Raw genomic sequence first — 20,739 nt, 5'->3', positions numbered from 1 at the left:
AAAAGGACAGGCATGGTTTAAACCACACCTGCCCTAACATTTCAACATTTCAGTATTTCAACTGATATTATTTTTCAACACATGACTACTCCTTACCATCTTTTTCACCTTCATCAACCATTTCATCTTTTACACTTTTCCCAGCCGCTTCATCTTTTTCATCTTTTTCATCTTTTTCGTCTTTTTCGGCTTTTTCGGCTTTTATTTTCAAAATCTCGTCGTTAAGTTCGCGTTCTCTAGAATTAAAATAGTCTTCTAACTGTTTCACATACACTTCATATTCCATCGAGTTTTCCGCGATCACTGCCGAACGCATATCAGATAATACGCTTGCAACAATGCCTTCTATCATGTAAGTAGGTATTGGTATTTGCTTATTCAACTCGACTATTTTTTCGTTTAACTCAGCCTTATATTTTTGCACAGCTACCGCGTAGCTAATCGTCGGTTTCACCACTACTCTCCTCCAATCTTTTTTAGAATAATATCCAGCTTGTGGCTGATTTCGCATAAAATTTTCGTATTATCAACTACAGGTGTTGTAATACTTTCTGTCACGTCTTTTAAGCGCGTGCCTTTATTAGCCACTATTTTGTTTGTGTGAATAATTAGTTTTTCCATAACAAATTCTCCTCTACATTCGCTTAACGCTTCCACCCGCGTTTTTTAATAGTATTTAACTTTCATGAGTATCCCGTTTTTAAACACCATGTGGGCGTTAGAACCCCATTTTGAAGCTTTACCATCCTGGTTCATTTCAATAATCTGCACATAGTTAATATCCGCGTCTGCTCCTGCACCGTCTTGCCAAACAGGATCTATAATCTTGTTACCGTGCATGTAAAAGTTGCATCCAGCGTGAATACCATACTCTTTATAAATGCTTTGCGAACGTGAAAAACACAGCATAGTAGCGTATGTTTCTTCATCAGCTGATTTACGCTGCGCGAAAGCCATATACTTTCCGTCGCTAGTAAGATGAAAAACTAGACCCTTGTGAGAATTATCTTCTTCCCACTCGCCGGTTCCAACATAGCCAATATACACGCCGTTACGGTAGAAGTTGTTCCCATTTTTATCAAAAACAGCTCTTTTATGATCCTCATCAACTTCACCATCGTAAAGTTCTATCTGCCCGGGTGTTATTTGCACGTATTTACTCGAATGGTTAAACCCGAGAAGGAAACTGTTATAGTTTTGCTGCATGAAACTACCAAAATCACCTTTTTTAACCATTGAAGATATGGAATCTTCTACTATGGTTAGTTTAGAAATAGCCTTATCAGCCGTGAATTTAGCAGCCTCAATGTCTTTATCTTTAACTCTTGCCCAAGCGAACGTTCTAAAACTACTTATACTGTCAGCTGAAACGTAATGCCATAGTTTGCTTGTTCCACCTTTATACGGGTGTTCAGACTCAGGATAATTTTCACCTTCAACCTCAATAATGTTAATATCTTCAGGCAGTTTAGACACGTATCCTGAAATTTCTCCTGAATACTCTTTTTTAATGCTATCAATCTTAAAACCATAATTGTCAAACGGAGACCAGTTAGTTCTAAAATGTAGCCAAAACTCACTTGATGGAACAAACACTGTTGCGCCAGAAATTTTTTCACCAGTTAAACCCGGTATAGCGTAAATTTTATCCTCATACTTGTAAAAAATGTCTACAAAATCGTCAAAAGCTGATTCCGTGTGCGACTTCTCATTAAATTTTACGGCTAAACTTTCCTGCTTAACAATAAGCCTGTAAGCGTAGCCGGTTGACGTGTCGTAGAAAAAATCACCAACATGCTGCATTTTTTCACTATCAGTCAGCCACAAGCTCATAGGAGCGTTAAACTGGCTTGGAGTATACGAACCGTAATAGTTACCGTTTTTCTGTTTAAGACTATGGTTAACGCTTTCAACACCAGCCTCAATCTTACCGTCTGTAACATTGAGTTTCGTGTTGATTTCACTTATCGTGTAATAGTTTTCAAGCCTCCTACCAGTGTCTTTTATAGCCTCGTTTTTTGCTTTACTAATCTGCTTTTCTACCTGGGAAGTGTAAGAAACTGAAAGTTTTTCCGCGTCAATCGAATGCCCGATAATCCTGTCACCATACACCATGCCGTCAAGAGTCATCGCAGTACTGTAAGGGCCTGAAAAACCGTTATGGCTTCCAGCAATACCATTCATGTTAACCTGTAAAACTTTTGTAGCAGTGTTTTTATCAGGCGTATCCATGTAAAGGTCACGAACCCACATGCCTTTACTATCGTATTCGCTTATCTTATAGCCGCTTTGAGAATTACCCATTTGCGCTTTAATATTATCGATCGCAGCTTTAACACGCTCGTTATCAATTTTTCTAGCTTCAACCGTTTCTTCTTTTAACGTTTGAACAGCATGCGACACGTTTTGCACATACCCTTTAGAAATCCTGCTCGCAAGCACGATTCTCATTTCGCCTGGTTTTTGAATCGGTATAGTCTGTTTTACTACAGGAAACACACGGTCCATGCCAAATTGTGGAGCGAGGCAACGAACCCTATCCCCACACTTAATCGTCGCATAATATAAACCTAACGCGGATAAGTCAACCGCGCTAAGGCTTATTTCTACATGCTCAAACTGGTTATCCTGTAACCATTTAACAGCTTTACGCATAAGATTAGTTGGAACTGTCACATTATTAAAATTAATAACTTTACAAACCCAGCCGAATGTTTTTTGCGCTTCACGAGATACTATATAGTTTTTCCCATTGTTTATTGAAGTAATATCAACATGCTTTTTAAGAACCTCGTTTTCACTATTCTCGTTTTCCAACTCTTTCCCGAGAGGAATAACCGCTGTAGTAACATCCTCTGCTGAAAGGTTTTCCGCATATTCAAGCAGGTTCAAGCCGAAACTAATATGCTGGCTTGTAGCTTTACCTATTTCTTCTAAACGTAGGTAATCTAAGTAAAGTTTCCCGTCTTCTTTTCTAAGACGCAAATATCCGCCAAGCTTTTCAACCATTTTTCCCATAATCGCTTCAAGCGTGGTTTCAAAATTAGTAAACCTGTAGAGTGAATCATTCGAGTCAGATACTGTGACGAAACCAATTCTTATTTTCTTATAATCATCTACCTGACTGTTATGAGCTTGTAAAAGTTTTTCTAAAAGCTGGTAGGAACTCTGATCATGATATTCTTTCTGAGGTTGAATACTATCCGCTAAGTAAGTTAACAACCCTACGCAAGTTACTTTCTTACTACCATACAAGTCTTTTACTTGTTCTCTAACCTCGCCGAAGAAAATCTCCTCATCGTCACGCCACACGCTTACTATTGATTTCCGGTTTTTAATAAGCTCATAGCAAGGGTTTTGACTAGGGCAAGTAAACGTTAACGTTCCCGCAGTATTAAGTTCCAAATTTAACGTAATATCATCAAGTACCGCTTTGTCATCATTCGGATAGTAAATCGTATTATCATCAAGCATGATCCTGTACACTCACAACCACCCCCTTTTATAGGAAATATTTACCATCCCGTTTCCAACGAATGTTAAACTCATGCTTATTTTTGAACGAAGCTGTGGGAAACGGTTAAAACCTGTTTTAATCTCATACTTTTTACCATTAGAATCCAGTAGCATACTGTTAGATGACAGGTTGTTAAATTCTGGAATCAGTGTCATGTCAAAATCGTGAACGAGTGTTATTTCCCGCTTATCATCTACTTGCACACCCCATATTGTGCGAACACCATCCGAATCATCTACACTATACTTATATGGTTGCAGCTTATAGTTGAGTGTGAGAGTTGAATAGTTTTTATCCGATTTAAAACCACTAACCCACACTCGACCCTGATAGTAGAACAATGGTTCATCATCAAGAGACAGTTTCACACTCTTGCCGTGGATTAACGTTTTAACCCTATGGCATGTTTCACTCCACTTGTTTTTGTTTGCGACAATGAATTCGAAACATCCTTCACGCATCTCGTATAACACTTCACCGGCAAGACTTTCACTAATATCAATACTTTCCTGCCTGCCTGGTATTTGCAAATACTCTAATTTAGGTTCTGGAAGTTGAACGAGTGGACGGCTTGTAGCAACCAGCCCTAGATCGTTAAAACTATGCAACCCGTTTATTAGCATCCCATACACTTTTACCACCCCCTTGTTTTTCTTGTTTGAAGCTTGAAAAGCTCACTGTCCATCCTGTGCGCGATACCACCCACTAGTTCGCCAGTGTCGAGCACAATACTCTGGTTGGAAAACTGTGGGAAATACGCGTCCATAATCGTTAGAATCTGGTTCATAACATTAAGCATTTGCGTGTTTGATCCCGCACTCATATTCTGCAAAGCATCAAGCCCCATGATCACTTCCGGGCCTTTCTCTCCGCCGCCAAGCATACGCCCGTTTTTCTCACCGAAAATAGTCGCCCCGTTTAACAGCATTGGCTTGTTCATTGCTTTCTTATACCAGTCGATAGCAAGATACGGTACAGACGGTGGTGTAAGAGAGAATTGTCCTTTAATACTAAAATGAGGCAGTTTAATATGAGGAAGACTAAGTTTTATGCCAGAGAAAAACCCTGTTATAGCGTCGATTACTGCTTTAACCTTGTTTTTCGCCGCTTCAATCGGAGTGATGATCGCAGTTTTAATACCATTCCAAACTGACACAACCGTGTTTTTAATACCGTTAAACACAGACTTAACCATGTTTGCTACTGAATTAAACACTGTTGAAATGCTTGTTTTAATACCGTTTACCACGCTCATGATCGCAGTTTTAATACCATTCCAAACACTTGTTGCAGTGTTTTTAATACCGTTTAAAACGTTAGTGAAAAACGATACGATACTATTCCAAACATTCATGAAAAAGTTTTTCACACTCGACCACAGTTTGTTCCAACTAGTGCCAAAGAAAGACAAAAACACGTTAAAAACGTTTTTTAACGTGTTAAATACCGTTATGAACGTGTTTTTAACCGCGTTCCAAACAGCAGTAAAAATTTCTTTTACACCATTCCAAAGCTGAGACCAGTTACCGGTAAACAAGCCTATAAAAACGTCTAAAACGCCTGTGATTAAATCAAGAACGGTTTTGAAACTAGTAAAACTTAAATTTAAAGCGCCTTCAAACAGTGGAGCTAGAATAGCACACAAACCATTCCACACTGTTTTAAGCCCTTCAACAATACTCGTAAAATCAATACCAAGTCTTGACAGTTTTTCTTTAACACCATTAACAAAACCGGTGAAAGTTTCCTTAATTTTCTCCCAAACAGCAATAACACTGTTTCTAAACTCTTCGTTAGTGTTCCATAAGGTTACAAAAGCTGCTACCAGAACACCAATAACCGCAACAACCGCGAGTATTGGCGCAGATACTCCACCTAAAACAGCGCCTAACCCTTCAAGAATACTAGAGCCGGAAGTAAAACTTGCGAACATTTTACCTATAAACAAAGCTAGTTTAGAAAACCCTTGTATAGCAACACCTATTTTAGAAATACACGTTCCAAGAACCACTAAAAAAGGGCCGACTGCCGCAGCAATCAGCCCAAGTGTCACTATAAGTTTTTGGCTTTCTGGAGAAAGCTGTTTAAATTTAGAAAGCCATGCTGAAATTTTCTGCATTAATGGTGTTATGACGGGAAGTAAAACATTACCAATAGTCGCAGCAATATTCTGCAACTCTGTTTTTAGAATCTTCATAGAACCCGAAGCGCCCGCAGCTTCACGCCCAGCCTGCCCTTGAGCGTCAGCAGTCTGCTCCATAATAAGAGCCAAAGTAGCAGCCTGTTTCGCTTGCAAGCTCATCGCGCCTCTACCATCATGCAAACCCATGGCAAGAGCTTTAGCTTTAATAGTCGCCTCGTTAACACCCATACCATAATTGTCAAGCATCGCATTATTACCTTTAAGCGCGCCTGTTAAAGCAAGAACAGCAGACTCGGTTGTGCCACCAAACATAGCAGACAAGTCGCCTGCAAGAGCAACCAGCTTCTGACTCATCTCAGCTGCTTCAGCATCACTTTTCCCACCAATATTTTTCAACATCGCGCCCATAGTATTCGCATACTCTAAAGCTTGACCTTGAGCAATACCATAATAGGATTTCAAACTTCCTGACCATTTAAGCATCTTGTTAGCAGACTTACCGTAAATCTGCTCTGTAGCCCCCATAGCATCCTGTAAGTCTGCTGCAGCAGTAAAACCAGCAGTACCAATAGCAGCAATCGGCAGCGTAACTTTCGTGCTTAAACTTTGACCAAGAGATGACATACCATCTCCTAGTTTCTTTATCTTTTTACTCGTACTATCAAACTGGCTACTAAGCTTGGTTAAACTAACACTACCTACCTGTTTTAATTTTTCTTTTAAACTATCAAGATTATTTTCTGTCTCAACAATCTCACGCTGCAACGCATCATACTTGTCTCTACCAAGCTCCCCGTTTTCCAACTGTACTTTAGCCTGCTTATCAGCCTGTTTCAAAACGTTAAGCTTATTAGACGTTTCTTGGATTTCTTTCTGCAAAAAAGCCTGCTTTTGGCTTAAAAGCTGCGTGCTTGTCGGATCAAGTTTCAAAAGCCTATTAACATCACGAAGCGACTGCTCGGTTGAGCGAATAGTCGAATTCACCTGTTGTAAAGACTTATCCAAGCCTGTAGTATCCCCACCAATTTCAACAGTAATACCTTTAATCCTGTTTGCCATAACTTCACCTCCTTCCTAAAAATAGGCATGAAAAAAGCACCTACTATTTAGTAAGTGCTAGAAATAATCTTCCATGATTAATTTATCAGTAAATCAATCTATTCAAGTTCTTTAGTTCTATTTCATTTATATTTATGTTCGTATAGCCGTCTTTCAATAATTCTACTCGTACAGATCTAAATAAATCCTCACATACATCTGGACGATTTAATGTTTTTAATCGATCATCATAATGTACTGTAGTTGTCAGAAATAACTTATCACAATCTATTCTAGTTGGTCGCGTAAATGGATTCCTAGATATATCTGGCTGCTCATCATGATAATGAACCATTGGGTTTCTAATAAGCATATAAGGTTTTAGTGTTTGACATTTAATATACTCATACACTGTACCCGAATGTTTATTACAAATATACATATGTGAAGCCACAGCCATCCCATCCGATATAGACGGATAAGGCACTTTCATCCTCACAACATCTTTTTCGTTAATCAATCAGAAGCCTCCCTTCTTCGTCAATATCGACGAATACTGGATTATGGAGTTCTTCATTTTCCGCAAGAGTAAGCATCATATCGAAATGTTTCTCCGTAAGTAATTCCGAATCAGATTTTGAAAATACAAAGTATTTTTTATCTAAATTTATAATTTTTGAGTTTTCTACCATATTTGTTGAATACATTGCATCTAATGCATCGATCAGTTTTTTATCATTATAATTGAAGTCCGATTCATCTAAATCTACTTGATACTCACCAGACACAATGCGATTTTCTTTTGATTTCCAAAGATTCATCTGATGTGTAAGATCAGATAATTCCTTTTCCGTCATAGTACCAACTATAAAAGCGCATTTTTCAGCCCTTTTAACATTAATAGCTTCAACATTTTTATCATACGCATTCTGAGCCGCCACATTAAAGCTTGCTCTTTCCTTAGTATAATCTCCCCAAACATTACTAAATACCGGACCTTTTTTATACCCTCTTAAATGACTAAAATCAGGTGTTTCTCCAGATACTTTCGTAAAGGCTTCATAAAACAGCAAAAATTTTTGCAACTTTAAAGGGGTCTCATATGATGTATTGTCATTATTCTTTAGCCAACCACTTAAATATAGTTTTCTTTCATTTGAATAAATCATATTCATACTCCTTTCGTAAATCTTTTCATTTTACATCAATCTGATATTAATGTAAATATATTTTCCCATTTTTTGTGCTTATTACTATATTTATCATTATCATACCAAAAATACTCAAGTCTTTAAATTAGAACTTATCAAACTCTGTTTGGCTTGCGAGCTTATCGTATTTCACACTATCGTTTGCTTTCTCCGTCCACATGTCTAAAACCATGCCGATGGTTAAAAGATCCAGTTCGCAAATACTAATCCCGATTTCGGTGCATCTAAGAAGAAACAACGCGGTTGTCATTTGCCGTGTTGTTGTTTTAAATTTTTTTTAGATTTTACTTCAGTTTCCAAGTTTGCTCCCCAAAGTTCTAGAATTTCAGGAAGAATCTCGTAGATAGAAAACATTTCAAACTCGTCAAGCCACTCATCAATACTCGCTGGAATACTATTATCCGCGTGATAAGCCATGATATAAGCCACGTTTTCAAAAATTTCAAGATCTGCTATTTCAAAAACACCCTCGTTGATTTTAAACGACTGCTCTAATTTTGACAGGTCTTTGAAAATATCACGCTTGAATTTAATACGATACAATCTTGGAATAGTGGCTGAAGAACGAAACTTCACGTCTTTACCATTTACTTTTACTGTTTTTTCTAACACGTTTACCCCCTTTAAAACTTATTTGTTTTCCGCGCTAACTTGCGGAACATACACGCTCTTATACCATTTCTCATAGGTTTCTTTTGAAGTAGTGTCACCGCTACGGGATTTCACCAAACCATCTTCTCTAGGATCAGCCGTAAGCGACAAAGTTTCCGTGCCCGGTTCTATAGTGTCTTCCTTAGTTTCTGACTCGATAGACGGTCGTGTTGCTGAACAGTTATATAAAACGTGTCTGATAGCGTTCACGTCACCATCAAACTCAAACAGGAGCGCGAATTTTTCTGTTTCACTAATCTTCGCGTTTTCAACCAGAACACCGTTTTTATCTAGTTCTTCTCGTAGTATTTGCGTCCTAAACCATTCAGGTATAAGAGCAATTTCCAAGTCACCACTGTAACCGTTGTTAGCAGTCGACCTGAAGTAAACAATCCCGTCAGCGTAAAACGGTGAGGATTCACCCTCAGCCTCAAGGCTTATACTCACCGCCCCCGGAATCGGCTTAGGCTCATCGTAGGAGAAACCACTCGAATCTTTTTTAAGTTTTGCAGCATACACGTTTTTCAGATTGTATTTAACCTTGTTTCCCATTTATTGTTACCTCCATTTCAAAAATGTAGAGTGTTTCATAAAGCTGTTCCGACTCTATGAACGCTTCTGTTTTGTTATAAAAAATGCCGTGCCTATCAAGCACGGCTTCAACTTGTTCTTCCAGCACGGGATTCTTATAGTCCGCGTATAGTTCAATATGAACTTCGTTTGCTTTAAAATACGTTTTCCCGTCTGCCGCAAAATTACTGCTCGCAGGCGTAAGAAACAGGAGGAAAGGCGGATTAGGGGATTCTCCCTCAGCAAAATGATGGTATGCGAAAGGAAAACCTATCTCCCTCATAATGTTTAAAAGATTACCCATTTTTAACCGCCTCCTCTATTTCTTTTTCAAAACTTCGTACTGCTTTACTTTCAGCCTCAGCAATGTGTGCTCTAGCTTCCACGCGTCCGCCGCCTCGTTTAGCATGACCGTACTCTAACAAGTGTGTAAGCTGATACTTGTTTCTAGAATGCACTACGAGAACTAGCCCGCTGCCTGTTTCGCTTAATGTTTTAACAGCCCAACTTTTCGCATACGCTCCAGTTCGTTTAGGAGCTGTCACGTTAATTTCTTCTTTTGCTGTTTTACCAGCGTTTTTTACTGCTTCTTTTACTTTCCCGGTTGTAACTTTCGCGTAAGTTTTAAGCTCTCTAATAACTTCTTTAGAGAGGCCGCCAATACTTACTTTGCTCACTTTTTACACCTCTTACAGTGAAGTTTCAGGCTTTTCTTCTTATAATTCATGTGGTCAACACCTAAAATCTCATAAACCGTATCACGGAAAATAATCCTGTAACCAAGCGATGAGACTACGGCTGTTTCTTTCGAATAGCGGATAGTAAAATCTATTTTTGACTCATCCCACACGTTTCCCGCCGAAGTCTCTTCTATGGGACTTTCAGCACTCACCGTAGCGTAACACTCGTAATATTTACTCCACTTAATCTTATGATTACCAACCTCATCAACCTCTACACTGTTTTTAAGCAGCACAATACGCTCGTTTAATAAGCCTATTCTCATTTAAAACCCCGTTTTTCTAACAGTAAAAAGCATCGAACGTAAGGTAAGCATAAGCGCATGGTGGTCGGCTTCTTCCCGATGCTCATACAAGTAGCCTGTAGCGTATAAGACTGCGAGCCGATACTCGTCAAAGTTTTCACTAATCAAACTACTATCGTTTTTACGAGCCACTCCCTGGCAGAGTTTTTCAGCAGAACAAATAAGGGTGTTGATAAGCTCATCATCTTCTCTACTATCCACCCTAAGATAGTTTTTTGCTTCCTCAACTGTAACTATCATCAACACCCCTCCTTAACTTTTAGCCGTCTTTTAGGCTGCTACGCTTGTTTTAACAGGCAGAATCTGTACTGCTTCTTTAAGCACGAGTTTGCCGTCTACACGCTCTTTAGCGACGAAACCTATCATGCCGTTTCCAGCGAAAAGTTCGGTAAGCTCTTTAAACGAGCGTGAACCACGGTCGCCAATGTTGTAGTACGAGTAGTCGCCAAAAGCCACCATGTTTTCAGGCGCGTAAGCAGACGTGTATACCGGGTATCCGAGAATCCTGTTCGGCTCATCATCCTGGTATGAAGGCTGCCAAACGTACGCGCCGTTATTGTCTTTAAGTTTTCGTATGCTCGCGACTGTTTTATCGTTCATAATAAAACTCGCGTTTTTACGGTATGGTCGCCTCAAAGCGTGGACAAGATCAATCAGATCATCAGTTTTAATACCGGCTGTTTCTTTAAGGAACGTGCCGCCGTCTTTCTTGTTGAAAATACCAGTCGGTTTTCCCACGCCATCCCCGTTAAGAAAAGCGTCTTCCTCAGCGTTAGCCAGCGCCATGCCGAAGGATGTGAGAAGATGATTCTCGAGATTAAATGCATTATCATGCAAGAGTTCTTCAGTAACTTTTACCGCAACGTGAAGCTTATGAGCGTCAAGCAGGATTTGCGCGAACTTGGAATCCCCAAAGTTAAGGCTTGCGCCTTCTTCAATCCAAGCTGCTGCAGGATCACTCATCGCAATATTAATCTTATGCTCTCCACTAGTAGTAATCGTGGTAGCAAGAGAGCGGATAATGTTTTCTTCTTTCAACGTTTCAATCAGACGATTATCGTATTCTTCCGGCACAAGATACCCGCCGTCAGCGTCCACGCCTTCCTGCAACACGTTATCAACTCGTTTAAAATTACTTCTAAGAGCTGTAAGCATCGCCTGCTTATACTCGTCACGCGCACGACCTTGTTTTTCAAGGTTCACACCTGTTTTCATAGGTTTTGCAACAATCGCCTCAGATGTTGGTTTTGAAAGCTCCTTATCCATTACTTCCATCTGCTCCAAGCGTTCAATTTCCATACTGTAAGCTTTCACTTTCGCTTCCATCTCATCATAGGTTTTCGCGTCTTCTTCTGAAATAAGCCCGTCCTTGTCACGTTTAGACTCAAGGAAAGCTTTTGCACCCTGCCAGGCCTTGTTACGTTTCTCAACCATGTTTGAAATAGTGTTCATCATGTTTACCTCCAATTTTTGATTAAAAAAAGACGATCCATAAGATCGTCTGCGCTAATATTGTTTGTTTCCTTACCGCTTATCCGGCAGGCTTTACATATTTTTTCCAATAACGTGTTTTGCACGCTTGCTTTCGAATACAGTGTTGAAACTTGTGGTATGCCAATATCAGTGGTTTCACCTCTAGTTAAAACACCGTCCGCGAACCCGAGTTCTACCGCCTTGTTAGCATCCATCCACGTTTCAGAATCCATTAAATGCGACAGTTTCACACGGTTAAGCCCTGTTTTAATCTCGTAAGCGTTAATAATGGACTCTTTGACCTCATCAAGCATTGATATTGCTTTTTCCATTTCGTTTCTGTTGCCAAAAGCAACCGTCATAGGATTATGGATCATAAGCATTGACACCGGGCTCATATAAACCTTTGTCCCGGCCATCGCAATCACTGATGCAGCCGATGCTGCAATACCGTCAATTTTGACCGTCACACAACCCTTGTAATCCATGAGCATGTTATAGATTTGTGCCGCAGCCACACAATCGCCGCCAGGCGAGTTAATCCACACTGTAATATTCCCACTACCAGCGTTTAACTCGTCTTTAAAAAGTTGTGGTGTAATATCATCATCAAACCATGATTCTTCAGCAATCGTACCGTTAAGAAACAGTGTCCTCTCAAAAATCTCATTATTCTCACTGTTGACCGCCTGGTTTTTCCACTGCCAAAACTTCCTCATCACCTTTTTCCTCCTTTCCGCTACTGTTTGCGAACGCTCCTGCACGGTTAAGCGGGAGCATGTTGCCGTTAATCAAATACAAGTCGCCACCTTCACAGGCTGGAATCTTATCCAAGTTTTCTAACTGTCTAATATCGTTTGCGCTCATCCAACCGTTTTGACGAGCGGTAGCATAACCATTCATACGACTCTGATAGTCTCCTCGAAGAAGACCATCCACGTTAAACTTCACATAATAGGTTTCTTTCTCCTTATCAGTAAAAAGCCGTCTCGTAATAGACTGTTCAAACCGTGCCACCCAAGGATCAAGCGTGTATTTCACAAACTCCAGCGACTGCTGTTCAATATTAGAAAAACTTGATTTTTCCAGATCACCAACCATGTGTGGTGGGACTCTGAAAATACGAGCGATTTCGTTAATCTGAAACTTACGAGTTTCAAGAAACTGTGCTTCGTTAGGCGAAATAGAAATAGGCGTATACTTCATGCCTTCCTCTAAAATCGCTATCTTATGCGAGTTAGAACCCGAGAACCCCTTATTCCAACTATCCCTCATACCAGACGGATCTTTTACTGTTCCGGGGTATTCCAAGATTCCGCTTGGTGTAGCACCGTTAGCGAAAAACGATGCACCATACTCTTCCGTAGCTATCGCCATACCGATAGCGTTTTTTGCCATCGCAATAGGCGAATAGCCAACAAGACCGTCAAAACCAAGACCGGGAATATGAAGCACGTCAAAGGGCTTAAGTTTCACACTCGTTTCTTTACCCGCTAAAACATCACTATCATTTAACGTATACTCGTAAAAAATTTGGCCACTCTCATCCCGGTCAACTCTCATACGATCAGGCATTAAAGGGTATAAGCCTAAAACCTCGCCTTTACCGTTTCGAATAATCTGCGCGTAAGCATTACCCCATAACAGTAGATGCGTCATCAGTGTTTCTCTAAACACGAAGCTTGTCATTTCAAGATTCGGCTCATCATGAAGCACCTTATACAAAGGATGTTTAACCGCTTTAGCCGTACCCGTACTCGTCCGCTCATACACGTGAAGCGGCAGACTCGCCACCGCTTCAGACAAGATACGCACACACGAGTAGACAGCCGTCATCTGCATCGCCGAACGCTCATTCACCCTCTTACCCGAAGAAGACATGCCACTAATAAACCTTTGAGCATTCAAGTTAAAACGATTCTCAGGCTTATCTCTACTCTTAAAAATTTTACTAAAAATATTCATGACCCACCTCCTTACATGAATAGGATTCCTCGAGCGTCATACACGCTTTCCGTATTCTGGTTGCCACACCTGATTGCTCGGTCAAGTGCCATGATGGTTGCGATAGCACCGTCTATTTTCTCGGTTGATTTTTCCTTATCGCATTTAATGTTTCCTGCAGGATCAGTGCGGATGAAAATGTTATCCATGTTCCAGCGAAGCACCGGATGACCTGCGTGTGCGATTTTCTGCTCGAGTGTAAGCTTCATAAGCTCCTTGGTAGGCGGACTCATATCCTTGAACCCTTGTCCGAACGGAACCACGGTAAACCCCATGTTTTCAAGGTTTTGCACCATTTGCACCGCGCCCCAACGGTCGAAAGCAATCTCACGAATATTGAAACGTTCACCTAAAGTTTCGATGAATTTTTCAATAAACCCATAGTGAACAACGTTTCCTTCCGTAGTCTTAATAAACCCTTGTTTTTCCCACACGTCATACGGCACGTGGTCTCGTTTCACGCGCAAACTCAAGGTTTCTTCAGGCACCCAAAAATAAGGTAGGATGCGAAACTTATCCGACTCATCTAAAGGCGGAAACACAAGCGAAAAAGCCGTAAGATCGGTAGTGCTTGAAAGGTCAAGACCCCCGTAGCAGACCCTGCCTTCGAGTTCTTCTTCGTTCACCTGAAAACCGCAAGCATCCCATTTTTCCATCGGCATCCAACGAATAGACTGTTTCACCCACTGGTTAAGACGAAGCTGACGGAAAGCATTCTCTTCACCAGGATTTTGCCGGGCTGACTCGAAAGCAGCCTTAACTTTCTCCATTTGAACCGTCACTCCAAGCGAAGGATTAGCTTTCTTCCACACCTTCGGATCCGTCCAATCATCCGAATCTTTTGCACCATAAATCACTGGGTAAAAAGTTGGATCAATTTTCCTGCCCTCGAGAATATCCACTGCTTTCTGATGCGTCTCATAGCAGATAGAATGTGTATCCGTACCGGCTGTGGTAATCAGAAAATATAGTGGCTGCATGCGAGCATCCCCGGAGCCTTTAGTCATCACGTCAAAAAGTTTACGGTTTGGCTGCGTGTGAAGCTCATCAAACACGACACCGTGAATGTTAAAACCGTGTTTAGAGTAAGCTTCAGCCGACAACACTTGGTAGAAACTGTTAGTTGGTAGGAAAATAATACGTTTTTGCGAAGCTAAAATTTTAACCCTACGATTAAGAGCCGGACACATTCTAACCATGTCCGCGGCCACGTCAAACACGATTGTTGCCTGCTGACGGTCCGCCGCACAACCATAAACTTCCGCTCGCTCCTCATTATCCCCACAGCATAAAAGCAAGGCTACTGCCGCGGCAAGCTCACTTTTACCCATTTTCTTAGGTATCTCAATATAAGCAGTATTAAACTGACGGTAACCATTCGGTTTAACCACGCCAAACAAGTCCCTGATAATCTGTTCCTGCCAGGCTAGGAGCTTAAAAGGCTTACCAGCCCACGTGCCTTTCGTGTGTGTTAAACATTCGATAAAACTTACAGCATAATCCGCTAAATCCTTACTATACGTTGAATCTTCTTTTTTAAACTTAGTAACCTCGTATTTTTGCAACTTAAGCTCCTCCTTTCTTTAGGCATAAAAAAAGACGCTTACTTGCGTCCACATCATTTCTTAGTTTTTCTTAACGAGAAACAGGGCCTTAAAAAGCCCTGCTGCTTTTAACTAGACTTAAAGTTTTTACTCTTTAGTTTCTTGTGTCAAGGATCATTTCTAAAGCCTCGTTTGCAAGCTTGCCTGTTGGCATCATGTCCCAGCCTCTATCGTAGTTTGCGATAACCTTGTTATTGTTTTTCAAAGTAAGCTTGGAAATTCTTCCCTGGTTAATCCCGTATTCGCTTGGCTCTTCAAAAACCTTCATACTGTAGCTTACAACCTGATTTTCTACTTTAAGCGTATCTTGTTCCCACATGGTTTTTCTCCTTTTTCTGTGTTTTTTGTTAGTACTATATATCACTCTAAAAGCACATAATAGCAAGCCGTAAACGAGAAAAAATCGCGGATAATTCCACGATTTTTCTCCAGCCTTCCAACCCTATGGCTGACTATCCCCCCTTTCTTTTATCTTCTTGCTTGTTGAATCGCTTGATAAGCTTTTTGAATATCCTTGTCCAAGGTTTCAGCATCCGCAAACAGTTCAAACTCCGTATCGTTTAGTTTTCCTCCGCTTACCTTCCAAAGCTCCTCGTGGGCTTGCATAGCGCAGGTTTTTGCTGTTTGTGCAATGTCGAGCATGCTGATAGCCGAACTAATTTTCCCTTCTTCAGCTTTTTTGATTGCGTTTAGTGCGTAGCGTCTGCATGTTTTAACTTCGTTTGTAAGGTTTTGTAAGATTTCTTTTTTCATAAGGTTTCTCCTTTGTTTCTGTGCTTTTTGCTGATACTATATATCACTCTAAAATCGCGCAATAGCAAGCTTTTAAGCCAAGAAACACCGGGTATTTACACGTTTTTCCCCACCAGTTTTCGCTAATTTTTTTACTCTTAAAAACCGTTAAACGTTTCTAAAATCATGCGGAAATAATAATCACCCAAAAATCATCTACCACAGTCAAACATGCTTTTACAAAAACCTCGTTCTCTTGCTCTAAATTCGCAAAAGTTTCTTCAACCAAAGAGCCTGTAGGACAGTCTTCACTCAACTCGTACGCCTGGTCTTCACTCGCATACAGCATTACGCTCACCCCCGTTTCTAAAAGCGCAGAATCCTTCTAAACGGGAAAGCATAATTTTCCTGTCTTGTTTAAACTCGTCTCCTATAAACCCGAGTCTAAGAAGGAAACATCTGAAAGCATACTTATCGTTAACCGGCTTATGCTTACTATTATTTACGCGTTTAATTTCCACGCTCATTTTACAAAGACTGTTTATAAACTTCGTGTAGGATGCCAAGCCTGGTTGGTTAGCCTGCTCAAACCAAGGAAAAATAAGCTTATCATCTTCTTCCTTAATATTAAGACTGTTCACTCCTAACGCTTTTTTAATAAGATCACCCTTATTATCAAGAATTTTCCTAAGCTTTACCACATCAGCCTTATCTTTAGGAAACTCAACACTAAAATATTGCGTACCATCACACGCGCAGACTGGAAGACTTATACCATAGTCAGTGTCTAACATGTTTTTCAAATCATCTAAGTTCTCTTCACTACTACACGTGACCGTACCATCTTTACTAATGTTGAAAACACCTATCCTGTAAGACATACTTGGAGTTTTTAAGTAAACAGCCTTTACTCCCGTAGAATCCTCTATAGCTTTAATAAGCGGCTGCCTATCTTTTCCTTTTAACCCGTATTTTAATTCCATTTTTCCTCCTTTAGATTTTTTCGGGTACATATATAAATCACTCTAAAGAAGGTTTATAGCAAGCGTTTGCAAACTATTTTTCATATAAAATACGAGTCTTACTCGTTAGTAAATACTTCAGTAAACGAGTATTCTTTACCGCCTCTTAAAACTTTCACACTCTTATCATTTCCAACCTGCTCAATATAACGTTTCACAATCACGTCACAATATTTCTCGTCAAGCTCGATAGCGTAGCAGATTCTACCAGTCTGCTCGCAGGCTATAAGCGTGCTACCACTTCCAGCAAACGGATCTAACACAAGCGAGTTCGTCATACTCGAGTTTTTAATCGGATACGCTAAAAGAGCTATTGGTTTCATGGTTGGATGATCAGCGTTTTTCTTAGACTTTTCAAACTCCCAAACTGAAGTTTCTTTCCTACCCGCATACCACTTGTGTTTACCTTTTTTCTTCCACCCATACAAACACGGCTCATGCTGCCACTGGTAAGGGCTTCTACCCAACACCAGCGACGGTTTCTTCCAAATACAACAACCTGAAAGATAAAACCCCGCGTCCTGGAATGCTTTTCTAAAATTCAAACCCTCCGTGTCAGCATGAAACACGTAGATAGACGCATCATCTGCCATCGCCTGCTCCATGTTCACGAACGAGTTGAAAAGAAACTGGTAAAACTTATCATTCTCCATATTATCGTTTTTAATTTTCCCAGCAGCACCCTCATAGTTCACGTTATAAGGCGGATCAGTAACCACCAGATTCACTTTAGTATTCTCAAGAAGCGTCTTATATGTTTCTAACTTAGTAGCATCACCGCAAATAATACGATGCCTGCCAAGCGTCCACATGTCACCAGTTTTAGAAAAACACGGTTCTTCCAATTCTTTTTCAACATCAAAATCATCTTCGTTTACGTCTTTATCAGCATCAAAAATACTGGAAAGCTCCGCCTCGTCAAACCCGAGAAGATCAACATTAAAATCAGCTCCTTCAAGCTCCGACAACTCAACAGCCAATAGCTCACTGTCCCAGCCTGCGTTAAGTGAAAGCTTATTATCCGCAATAATATAAGCACGCTTTTGTGTTTCAGTTAAATGATTTTCTTTCACACACGGAACTTTTTTAAGACCCAGTTTTAATGCCGCGGCAAGCCTGCCATGCCCCGCGAGAATCGTATTATCTTCCGCTACTAGAATTGGGGATAGAAAACCAAACTCGCGAATACTTGCCGCTATTTGAGATACTTGTGCCTCAGAGTGCGTGCGAGCGTTTCTCACATACGGGATCAGCTCACTTACGTCAGCCAAATAATACTGCATTTCTTTTTCCATAAGCTTTCCTCCCGTTAGAAAAGACCCCAGCAAGCCAGCTTTTCAAAACCACCCACCGAGTCAATATAATCTTTCGCAATTTTCACAATCTGCGAATACGGTTTACCATCAACCATTTCATCCCCGATAGCACAAGAAAACTCAACCACCCGGCCGGTTTCCTGCGCTTTCAAAAACGCGTAAATATTAACCGACACGTCAGCTTTCGTAAGATCTTTACCGTGCAAGCCGCCGCCTGTAACAGCATCAGCCATGTCTGATCCGAGTTTTCGGTTAACCGCTCCCGTATCCACGTTGATACCACCCGTCCAGTCGCCTAAAGGATTAACAAACGCACTCGGATAGTCTTTCAATAAGTCTTCTCGTTTAGCGTGAGACTGGCAGATGATAAGCTTTTCACCATCAAGAACATACTTGCCGTCATACGGATACTTTTCATAAACCTTTCGAGCAATAGCCGAGAGTTTCTTCTGCTCGCCTGTTAGTGGTACGCCTTTAAAAATCCCGTTATCACCACAGCGAACCATGCCGTTTTGGTTTTGGCTTAAATGCTTATCCTGCGGCACAACCGTAATATCAATCTTTACTTTCCCAGGGCTTAAACGGTGGATAATATTTTTAATATCCTTAAACTTAAACATCACCGTGCTTTCAATACACACGGCACACTTACCATGCCCGAGCATCACTTCAACAGCAATCTTCGGATTCTCATCCAGCTTGTAAGCCAGATCAACAATTGCTCCAGCAATACGATCCGCAATCTTGTCAACATGTGACGGGTTTACTTTTTCTATCATAATTTTTCTCCTTATATGTTTTTACGTGTAATAAGCAGGCGTTCCATTAAATCGTTTTGAGGTGAAACACCATCAAACTCAGTCGAACAGTTTTCTTTCACAATCTGGAAAATCTCATTCCAAAGCCTGACCGCCTGATTCATGTAGTTAATACCAATATTTATAAAAGGCGAAGGTATCGGTTTACCCGTAGTCGGATGCTTGGAAAGAAACCCGAGTTTACTGGTTACTTCCTCGCATTGAATCCAACGAGCACAACTCATCGCATACCGTTCAATAAGAGGAGACGGGACTTTACTGCTAACACCAATGTCTTTTAGCCACTTCCATGTTTCAGCGAAAATTTCTTTAGCCTGAAGCTGAGTACCGTCTTTTTGCGTGGCGGATAAAAACTCGTGAGGCTGAGGCATTTCAGCACCTTCAAGCTCCGGAATATCAAGAACGCTTAAAGGCCTGCCACCAGGGTTTCCTTCACTCGCTTTTTCAACAACCGCTTTCTTTTTACGCCCGGCACCCACGCGTCTGCCGCCACGACCGCCGATATTATTTGATTTTGTAGGCAAACTTTCCGCCTCCTTCCCACGTGAGTTTTAACTATTAAAAAATTTTCGTGTTTGATTTTGCCTATTACCCTTTTGAATTCGCTGTTTTTACGCAAAATACCCTGCGCCCGTTCCCCAGGGAATAGATTTTTAGAGATTTTGACCGCCCCTGGGGTGGTTTTTATTTGTTATGCCAGCGGTCTCCACGCTTAGCGTGAATTTTAGAGTGACAGGATTTGCATAGAGAAATAAGATTATTCCTCTCATGTGTTCCGCCTTCAGCAATCGGTTTAATATGATGAACCTGCTCAACAGGAACAAGCACACGATTCTTAAAGCAAAGCTCACAGAAAGGATCCTCTCTCACATAAGAGTCCCTGACTTTCTGCCACGCTCTGCCGTAACGCTTGTGAGAATCATAAGGACGCTCGTATTTTTCGTAGCGCCGGTTCTCTTGTTTTAAGTGTTCCTCACAAAACCTGCCGTCAGTTAGGTTCGGACAGCCTTGATAAGAGCACGGTCTTTTAGGTTTTCTTGGCAAGACTCATCCTCCCTTTTCAAGTAAGATAAATTAACGTAAAATGAGTGAAAAATAGTCTGTCTATGACAGTAGTCATCCACTTGACTATATAAATTTAAGGAGGTTGTAATGAAGAAATCTGTGTATCAGGCTATACGATTATTCCTTTTTTCATTATTACTCCCTCTTTTAGGTCTTATTATTAACTCTCTTAAATCACTCGATTGGGAAATTGTTTATGACTCACCCTTTTTACTCATTGTTATAGCTCACGTATTTGGTTTAACAAGACTTGTACTTTACTCAATCATCGTCAATCAAAAAACACTCGAAAACTTAGGAGTTTATAAAACTATCACTATCGCGCTCATCGCCCCTGCTATTGATTTGTTTATATTACAAGCATCTCCTCAACAATTAGATATTAACTGGATTGACTGGTTCATGAACTGGTACATTACATATTTTTTAACTCTTGAATGTATCCCAACTATAATTCCAATCATTGTTAAAGAGTTTTTACGAAGAAGAAACCAAAAGCACAAAGGTGATTGAGAATAAAGACACCCTCA

The 20,739-nt window shown here is 40.6% G+C and carries 26 protein-coding genes; 1 reads left to right on the top strand and 25 read right to left on the bottom strand.

Annotated elements, in window-relative coordinates; all coding sequences use genetic code 11:
* Positions 1 to 85: 85 nt before the first annotated feature.
* The 25 genes from NYP69_RS00485 to NYP69_RS00365 form a co-directional block, all read right to left on the bottom strand.
* The gene (locus tag NYP69_RS00485) at positions 86 to 457 is read right to left on the bottom strand and encodes a toxin (protein ID WP_019260891.1); all 372 of its coding nucleotides are present in this window, start codon (positions 455 to 457) and stop codon (positions 86 to 88) included.
* Positions 457 to 621, bottom strand: a complete 165-nt coding sequence (locus NYP69_RS00480; protein ID WP_019260890.1) for a hypothetical protein — start codon at positions 619 to 621, stop codon at positions 457 to 459. The genes NYP69_RS00485 and NYP69_RS00480 overlap by 1 nt, the downstream gene beginning before the upstream one ends.
* Positions 622 to 666: 45 nt before the next feature.
* Positions 667 to 3,474: a phage tail spike protein gene (locus tag NYP69_RS00475; RefSeq protein WP_473413071.1), complete on the bottom strand. Its 2,808-nt coding sequence runs from the start codon at positions 3,472 to 3,474 to the stop codon at positions 667 to 669.
* Positions 3,475 to 3,486: 12 nt separating this feature from the next.
* Positions 3,487 to 4,149, bottom strand: a complete 663-nt coding sequence (locus NYP69_RS00470; RefSeq protein ID WP_473413070.1) for a hypothetical protein — start codon at positions 4,147 to 4,149, stop codon at positions 3,487 to 3,489.
* Between the two features lie 2 nt (positions 4,150 to 4,151).
* A complete protein-coding gene (locus tag NYP69_RS00465; RefSeq protein ID WP_473412830.1) occupies positions 4,152 to 6,719 on the bottom strand; it encodes a hypothetical protein in 2,568 nt (855 codons plus the stop codon).
* Between the two features lie 85 nt (positions 6,720 to 6,804).
* Complete coding sequence (locus NYP69_RS00460) at positions 6,805 to 7,218, bottom strand: hypothetical protein (RefSeq protein WP_016815980.1); 414 nt, start codon at positions 7,216 to 7,218, stop codon at positions 6,805 to 6,807.
* Entirely contained in the window at positions 7,211 to 7,867 is a 657-nt protein-coding gene (locus NYP69_RS00455; RefSeq protein WP_032812428.1) for a hypothetical protein, read from the bottom strand. The genes NYP69_RS00460 and NYP69_RS00455 overlap by 8 nt, the downstream gene beginning before the upstream one ends.
* A gap of 288 nt (positions 7,868 to 8,155) precedes the next feature.
* Positions 8,156 to 8,521 carry a hypothetical protein gene (locus NYP69_RS00450; RefSeq protein WP_014554474.1) on the bottom strand — a complete coding sequence of 122 codons (366 nt, stop codon included), beginning with the start codon at positions 8,519 to 8,521 and terminating at the stop codon, positions 8,156 to 8,158.
* An 18-nt stretch (positions 8,522 to 8,539) separates the two neighbouring features.
* On the bottom strand, positions 8,540 to 9,112 hold the full coding sequence (locus NYP69_RS00445) for a major tail protein (protein ID WP_473412829.1): 573 nt from the start codon (positions 9,110 to 9,112) through the stop codon (positions 8,540 to 8,542).
* Positions 9,096 to 9,434: a hypothetical protein gene (locus NYP69_RS00440; RefSeq protein WP_116691949.1), complete on the bottom strand. Its 339-nt coding sequence runs from the start codon at positions 9,432 to 9,434 to the stop codon at positions 9,096 to 9,098. The genes NYP69_RS00445 and NYP69_RS00440 overlap by 17 nt, the downstream gene beginning before the upstream one ends.
* Positions 9,427 to 9,807 carry an HK97 gp10 family phage protein gene (locus NYP69_RS00435; protein WP_473412828.1) on the bottom strand — a complete coding sequence of 127 codons (381 nt, stop codon included), beginning with the start codon at positions 9,805 to 9,807 and terminating at the stop codon, positions 9,427 to 9,429. The genes NYP69_RS00440 and NYP69_RS00435 overlap by 8 nt, the downstream gene beginning before the upstream one ends.
* A complete protein-coding gene (locus NYP69_RS00430) occupies positions 9,804 to 10,136 on the bottom strand; it encodes a phage head closure protein (RefSeq protein ID WP_473412827.1) in 333 nt (110 codons plus the stop codon). Before NYP69_RS00430 ends, NYP69_RS00435 begins: the two co-directional genes overlap by 4 nt.
* A complete protein-coding gene (locus tag NYP69_RS00425; RefSeq protein WP_473412826.1) occupies positions 10,137 to 10,415 on the bottom strand; it encodes a head-tail connector protein in 279 nt (92 codons plus the stop codon).
* A gap of 30 nt (positions 10,416 to 10,445) precedes the next feature.
* Positions 10,446 to 11,630, bottom strand: coding sequence for a phage major capsid protein (locus NYP69_RS00420; RefSeq protein ID WP_473412825.1), 1,185 nt, complete (start codon positions 11,628 to 11,630; stop codon positions 10,446 to 10,448).
* Between the two features lie 2 nt (positions 11,631 to 11,632).
* Positions 11,633 to 12,367 carry a head maturation protease, ClpP-related gene (locus NYP69_RS00415; RefSeq protein ID WP_421793201.1) on the bottom strand — a complete coding sequence of 245 codons (735 nt, stop codon included), beginning with the start codon at positions 12,365 to 12,367 and terminating at the stop codon, positions 11,633 to 11,635.
* Positions 12,324 to 13,613 carry a phage portal protein gene (locus NYP69_RS00410; protein ID WP_415704842.1) on the bottom strand — a complete coding sequence of 430 codons (1,290 nt, stop codon included), beginning with the start codon at positions 13,611 to 13,613 and terminating at the stop codon, positions 12,324 to 12,326. The genes NYP69_RS00415 and NYP69_RS00410 overlap by 44 nt, the downstream gene beginning before the upstream one ends.
* An 11-nt stretch (positions 13,614 to 13,624) precedes the next feature.
* Positions 13,625 to 15,217 carry a terminase large subunit gene (locus NYP69_RS00405; RefSeq protein WP_473412824.1) on the bottom strand — a complete coding sequence of 531 codons (1,593 nt, stop codon included), beginning with the start codon at positions 15,215 to 15,217 and terminating at the stop codon, positions 13,625 to 13,627.
* Positions 15,218 to 15,350: 133 nt separating this feature from the next.
* A complete protein-coding gene (locus tag NYP69_RS00400; protein ID WP_473412823.1) occupies positions 15,351 to 15,575 on the bottom strand; it encodes a DUF7678 domain-containing protein in 225 nt (74 codons plus the stop codon).
* Positions 15,576 to 15,724: 149 nt separating this feature from the next.
* Positions 15,725 to 16,009: a transcriptional regulator gene (locus NYP69_RS00395; RefSeq protein WP_473412822.1), complete on the bottom strand. Its 285-nt coding sequence runs from the start codon at positions 16,007 to 16,009 to the stop codon at positions 15,725 to 15,727.
* Between the two features lie 163 nt (positions 16,010 to 16,172).
* Complete coding sequence (locus NYP69_RS00390; RefSeq protein WP_473412821.1) at positions 16,173 to 16,337, bottom strand: hypothetical protein; 165 nt, start codon at positions 16,335 to 16,337, stop codon at positions 16,173 to 16,175.
* Positions 16,321 to 16,971 carry a virulence protein gene (locus tag NYP69_RS00385; RefSeq protein ID WP_473412820.1) on the bottom strand — a complete coding sequence of 217 codons (651 nt, stop codon included), beginning with the start codon at positions 16,969 to 16,971 and terminating at the stop codon, positions 16,321 to 16,323. The genes NYP69_RS00390 and NYP69_RS00385 overlap by 17 nt, the downstream gene beginning before the upstream one ends.
* A gap of 98 nt (positions 16,972 to 17,069) precedes the next feature.
* Positions 17,070 to 18,305 carry a site-specific DNA-methyltransferase gene (locus tag NYP69_RS00380; RefSeq protein WP_473412819.1) on the bottom strand — a complete coding sequence of 412 codons (1,236 nt, stop codon included), beginning with the start codon at positions 18,303 to 18,305 and terminating at the stop codon, positions 17,070 to 17,072.
* A gap of 14 nt (positions 18,306 to 18,319) precedes the next feature.
* Positions 18,320 to 19,105 carry an S-adenosylmethionine synthetase N-terminal domain-containing protein gene (locus tag NYP69_RS00375; RefSeq protein WP_473412818.1) on the bottom strand — a complete coding sequence of 262 codons (786 nt, stop codon included), beginning with the start codon at positions 19,103 to 19,105 and terminating at the stop codon, positions 18,320 to 18,322.
* A gap of 11 nt (positions 19,106 to 19,116) precedes the next feature.
* On the bottom strand, positions 19,117 to 19,668 hold the full coding sequence (locus NYP69_RS00370; protein ID WP_014554461.1) for a P27 family phage terminase small subunit: 552 nt from the start codon (positions 19,666 to 19,668) through the stop codon (positions 19,117 to 19,119).
* 160 nt (positions 19,669 to 19,828) lie between these two features.
* Entirely contained in the window at positions 19,829 to 20,014 is a 186-nt protein-coding gene (locus tag NYP69_RS00365) for an HNH endonuclease signature motif containing protein (RefSeq protein ID WP_473412817.1), read from the bottom strand.
* Positions 20,015 to 20,296: 282 nt separating this feature from the next.
* On the opposite strand from NYP69_RS00365, the gene NYP69_RS00360 reads away from it, so the two are divergent.
* Positions 20,297 to 20,722 carry a hypothetical protein gene (locus NYP69_RS00360; protein ID WP_473412816.1) on the top strand — a complete coding sequence of 142 codons (426 nt, stop codon included), beginning with the start codon at positions 20,297 to 20,299 and terminating at the stop codon, positions 20,720 to 20,722.
* The last annotated feature ends 17 nt before the right edge of the window (positions 20,723 to 20,739 follow it).

It is taken from the genome of Gardnerella sp. c17Ua_118, assembly GCF_055804255.1.
This window is presented reverse-complemented; position numbering and strand designations above follow the sequence as displayed.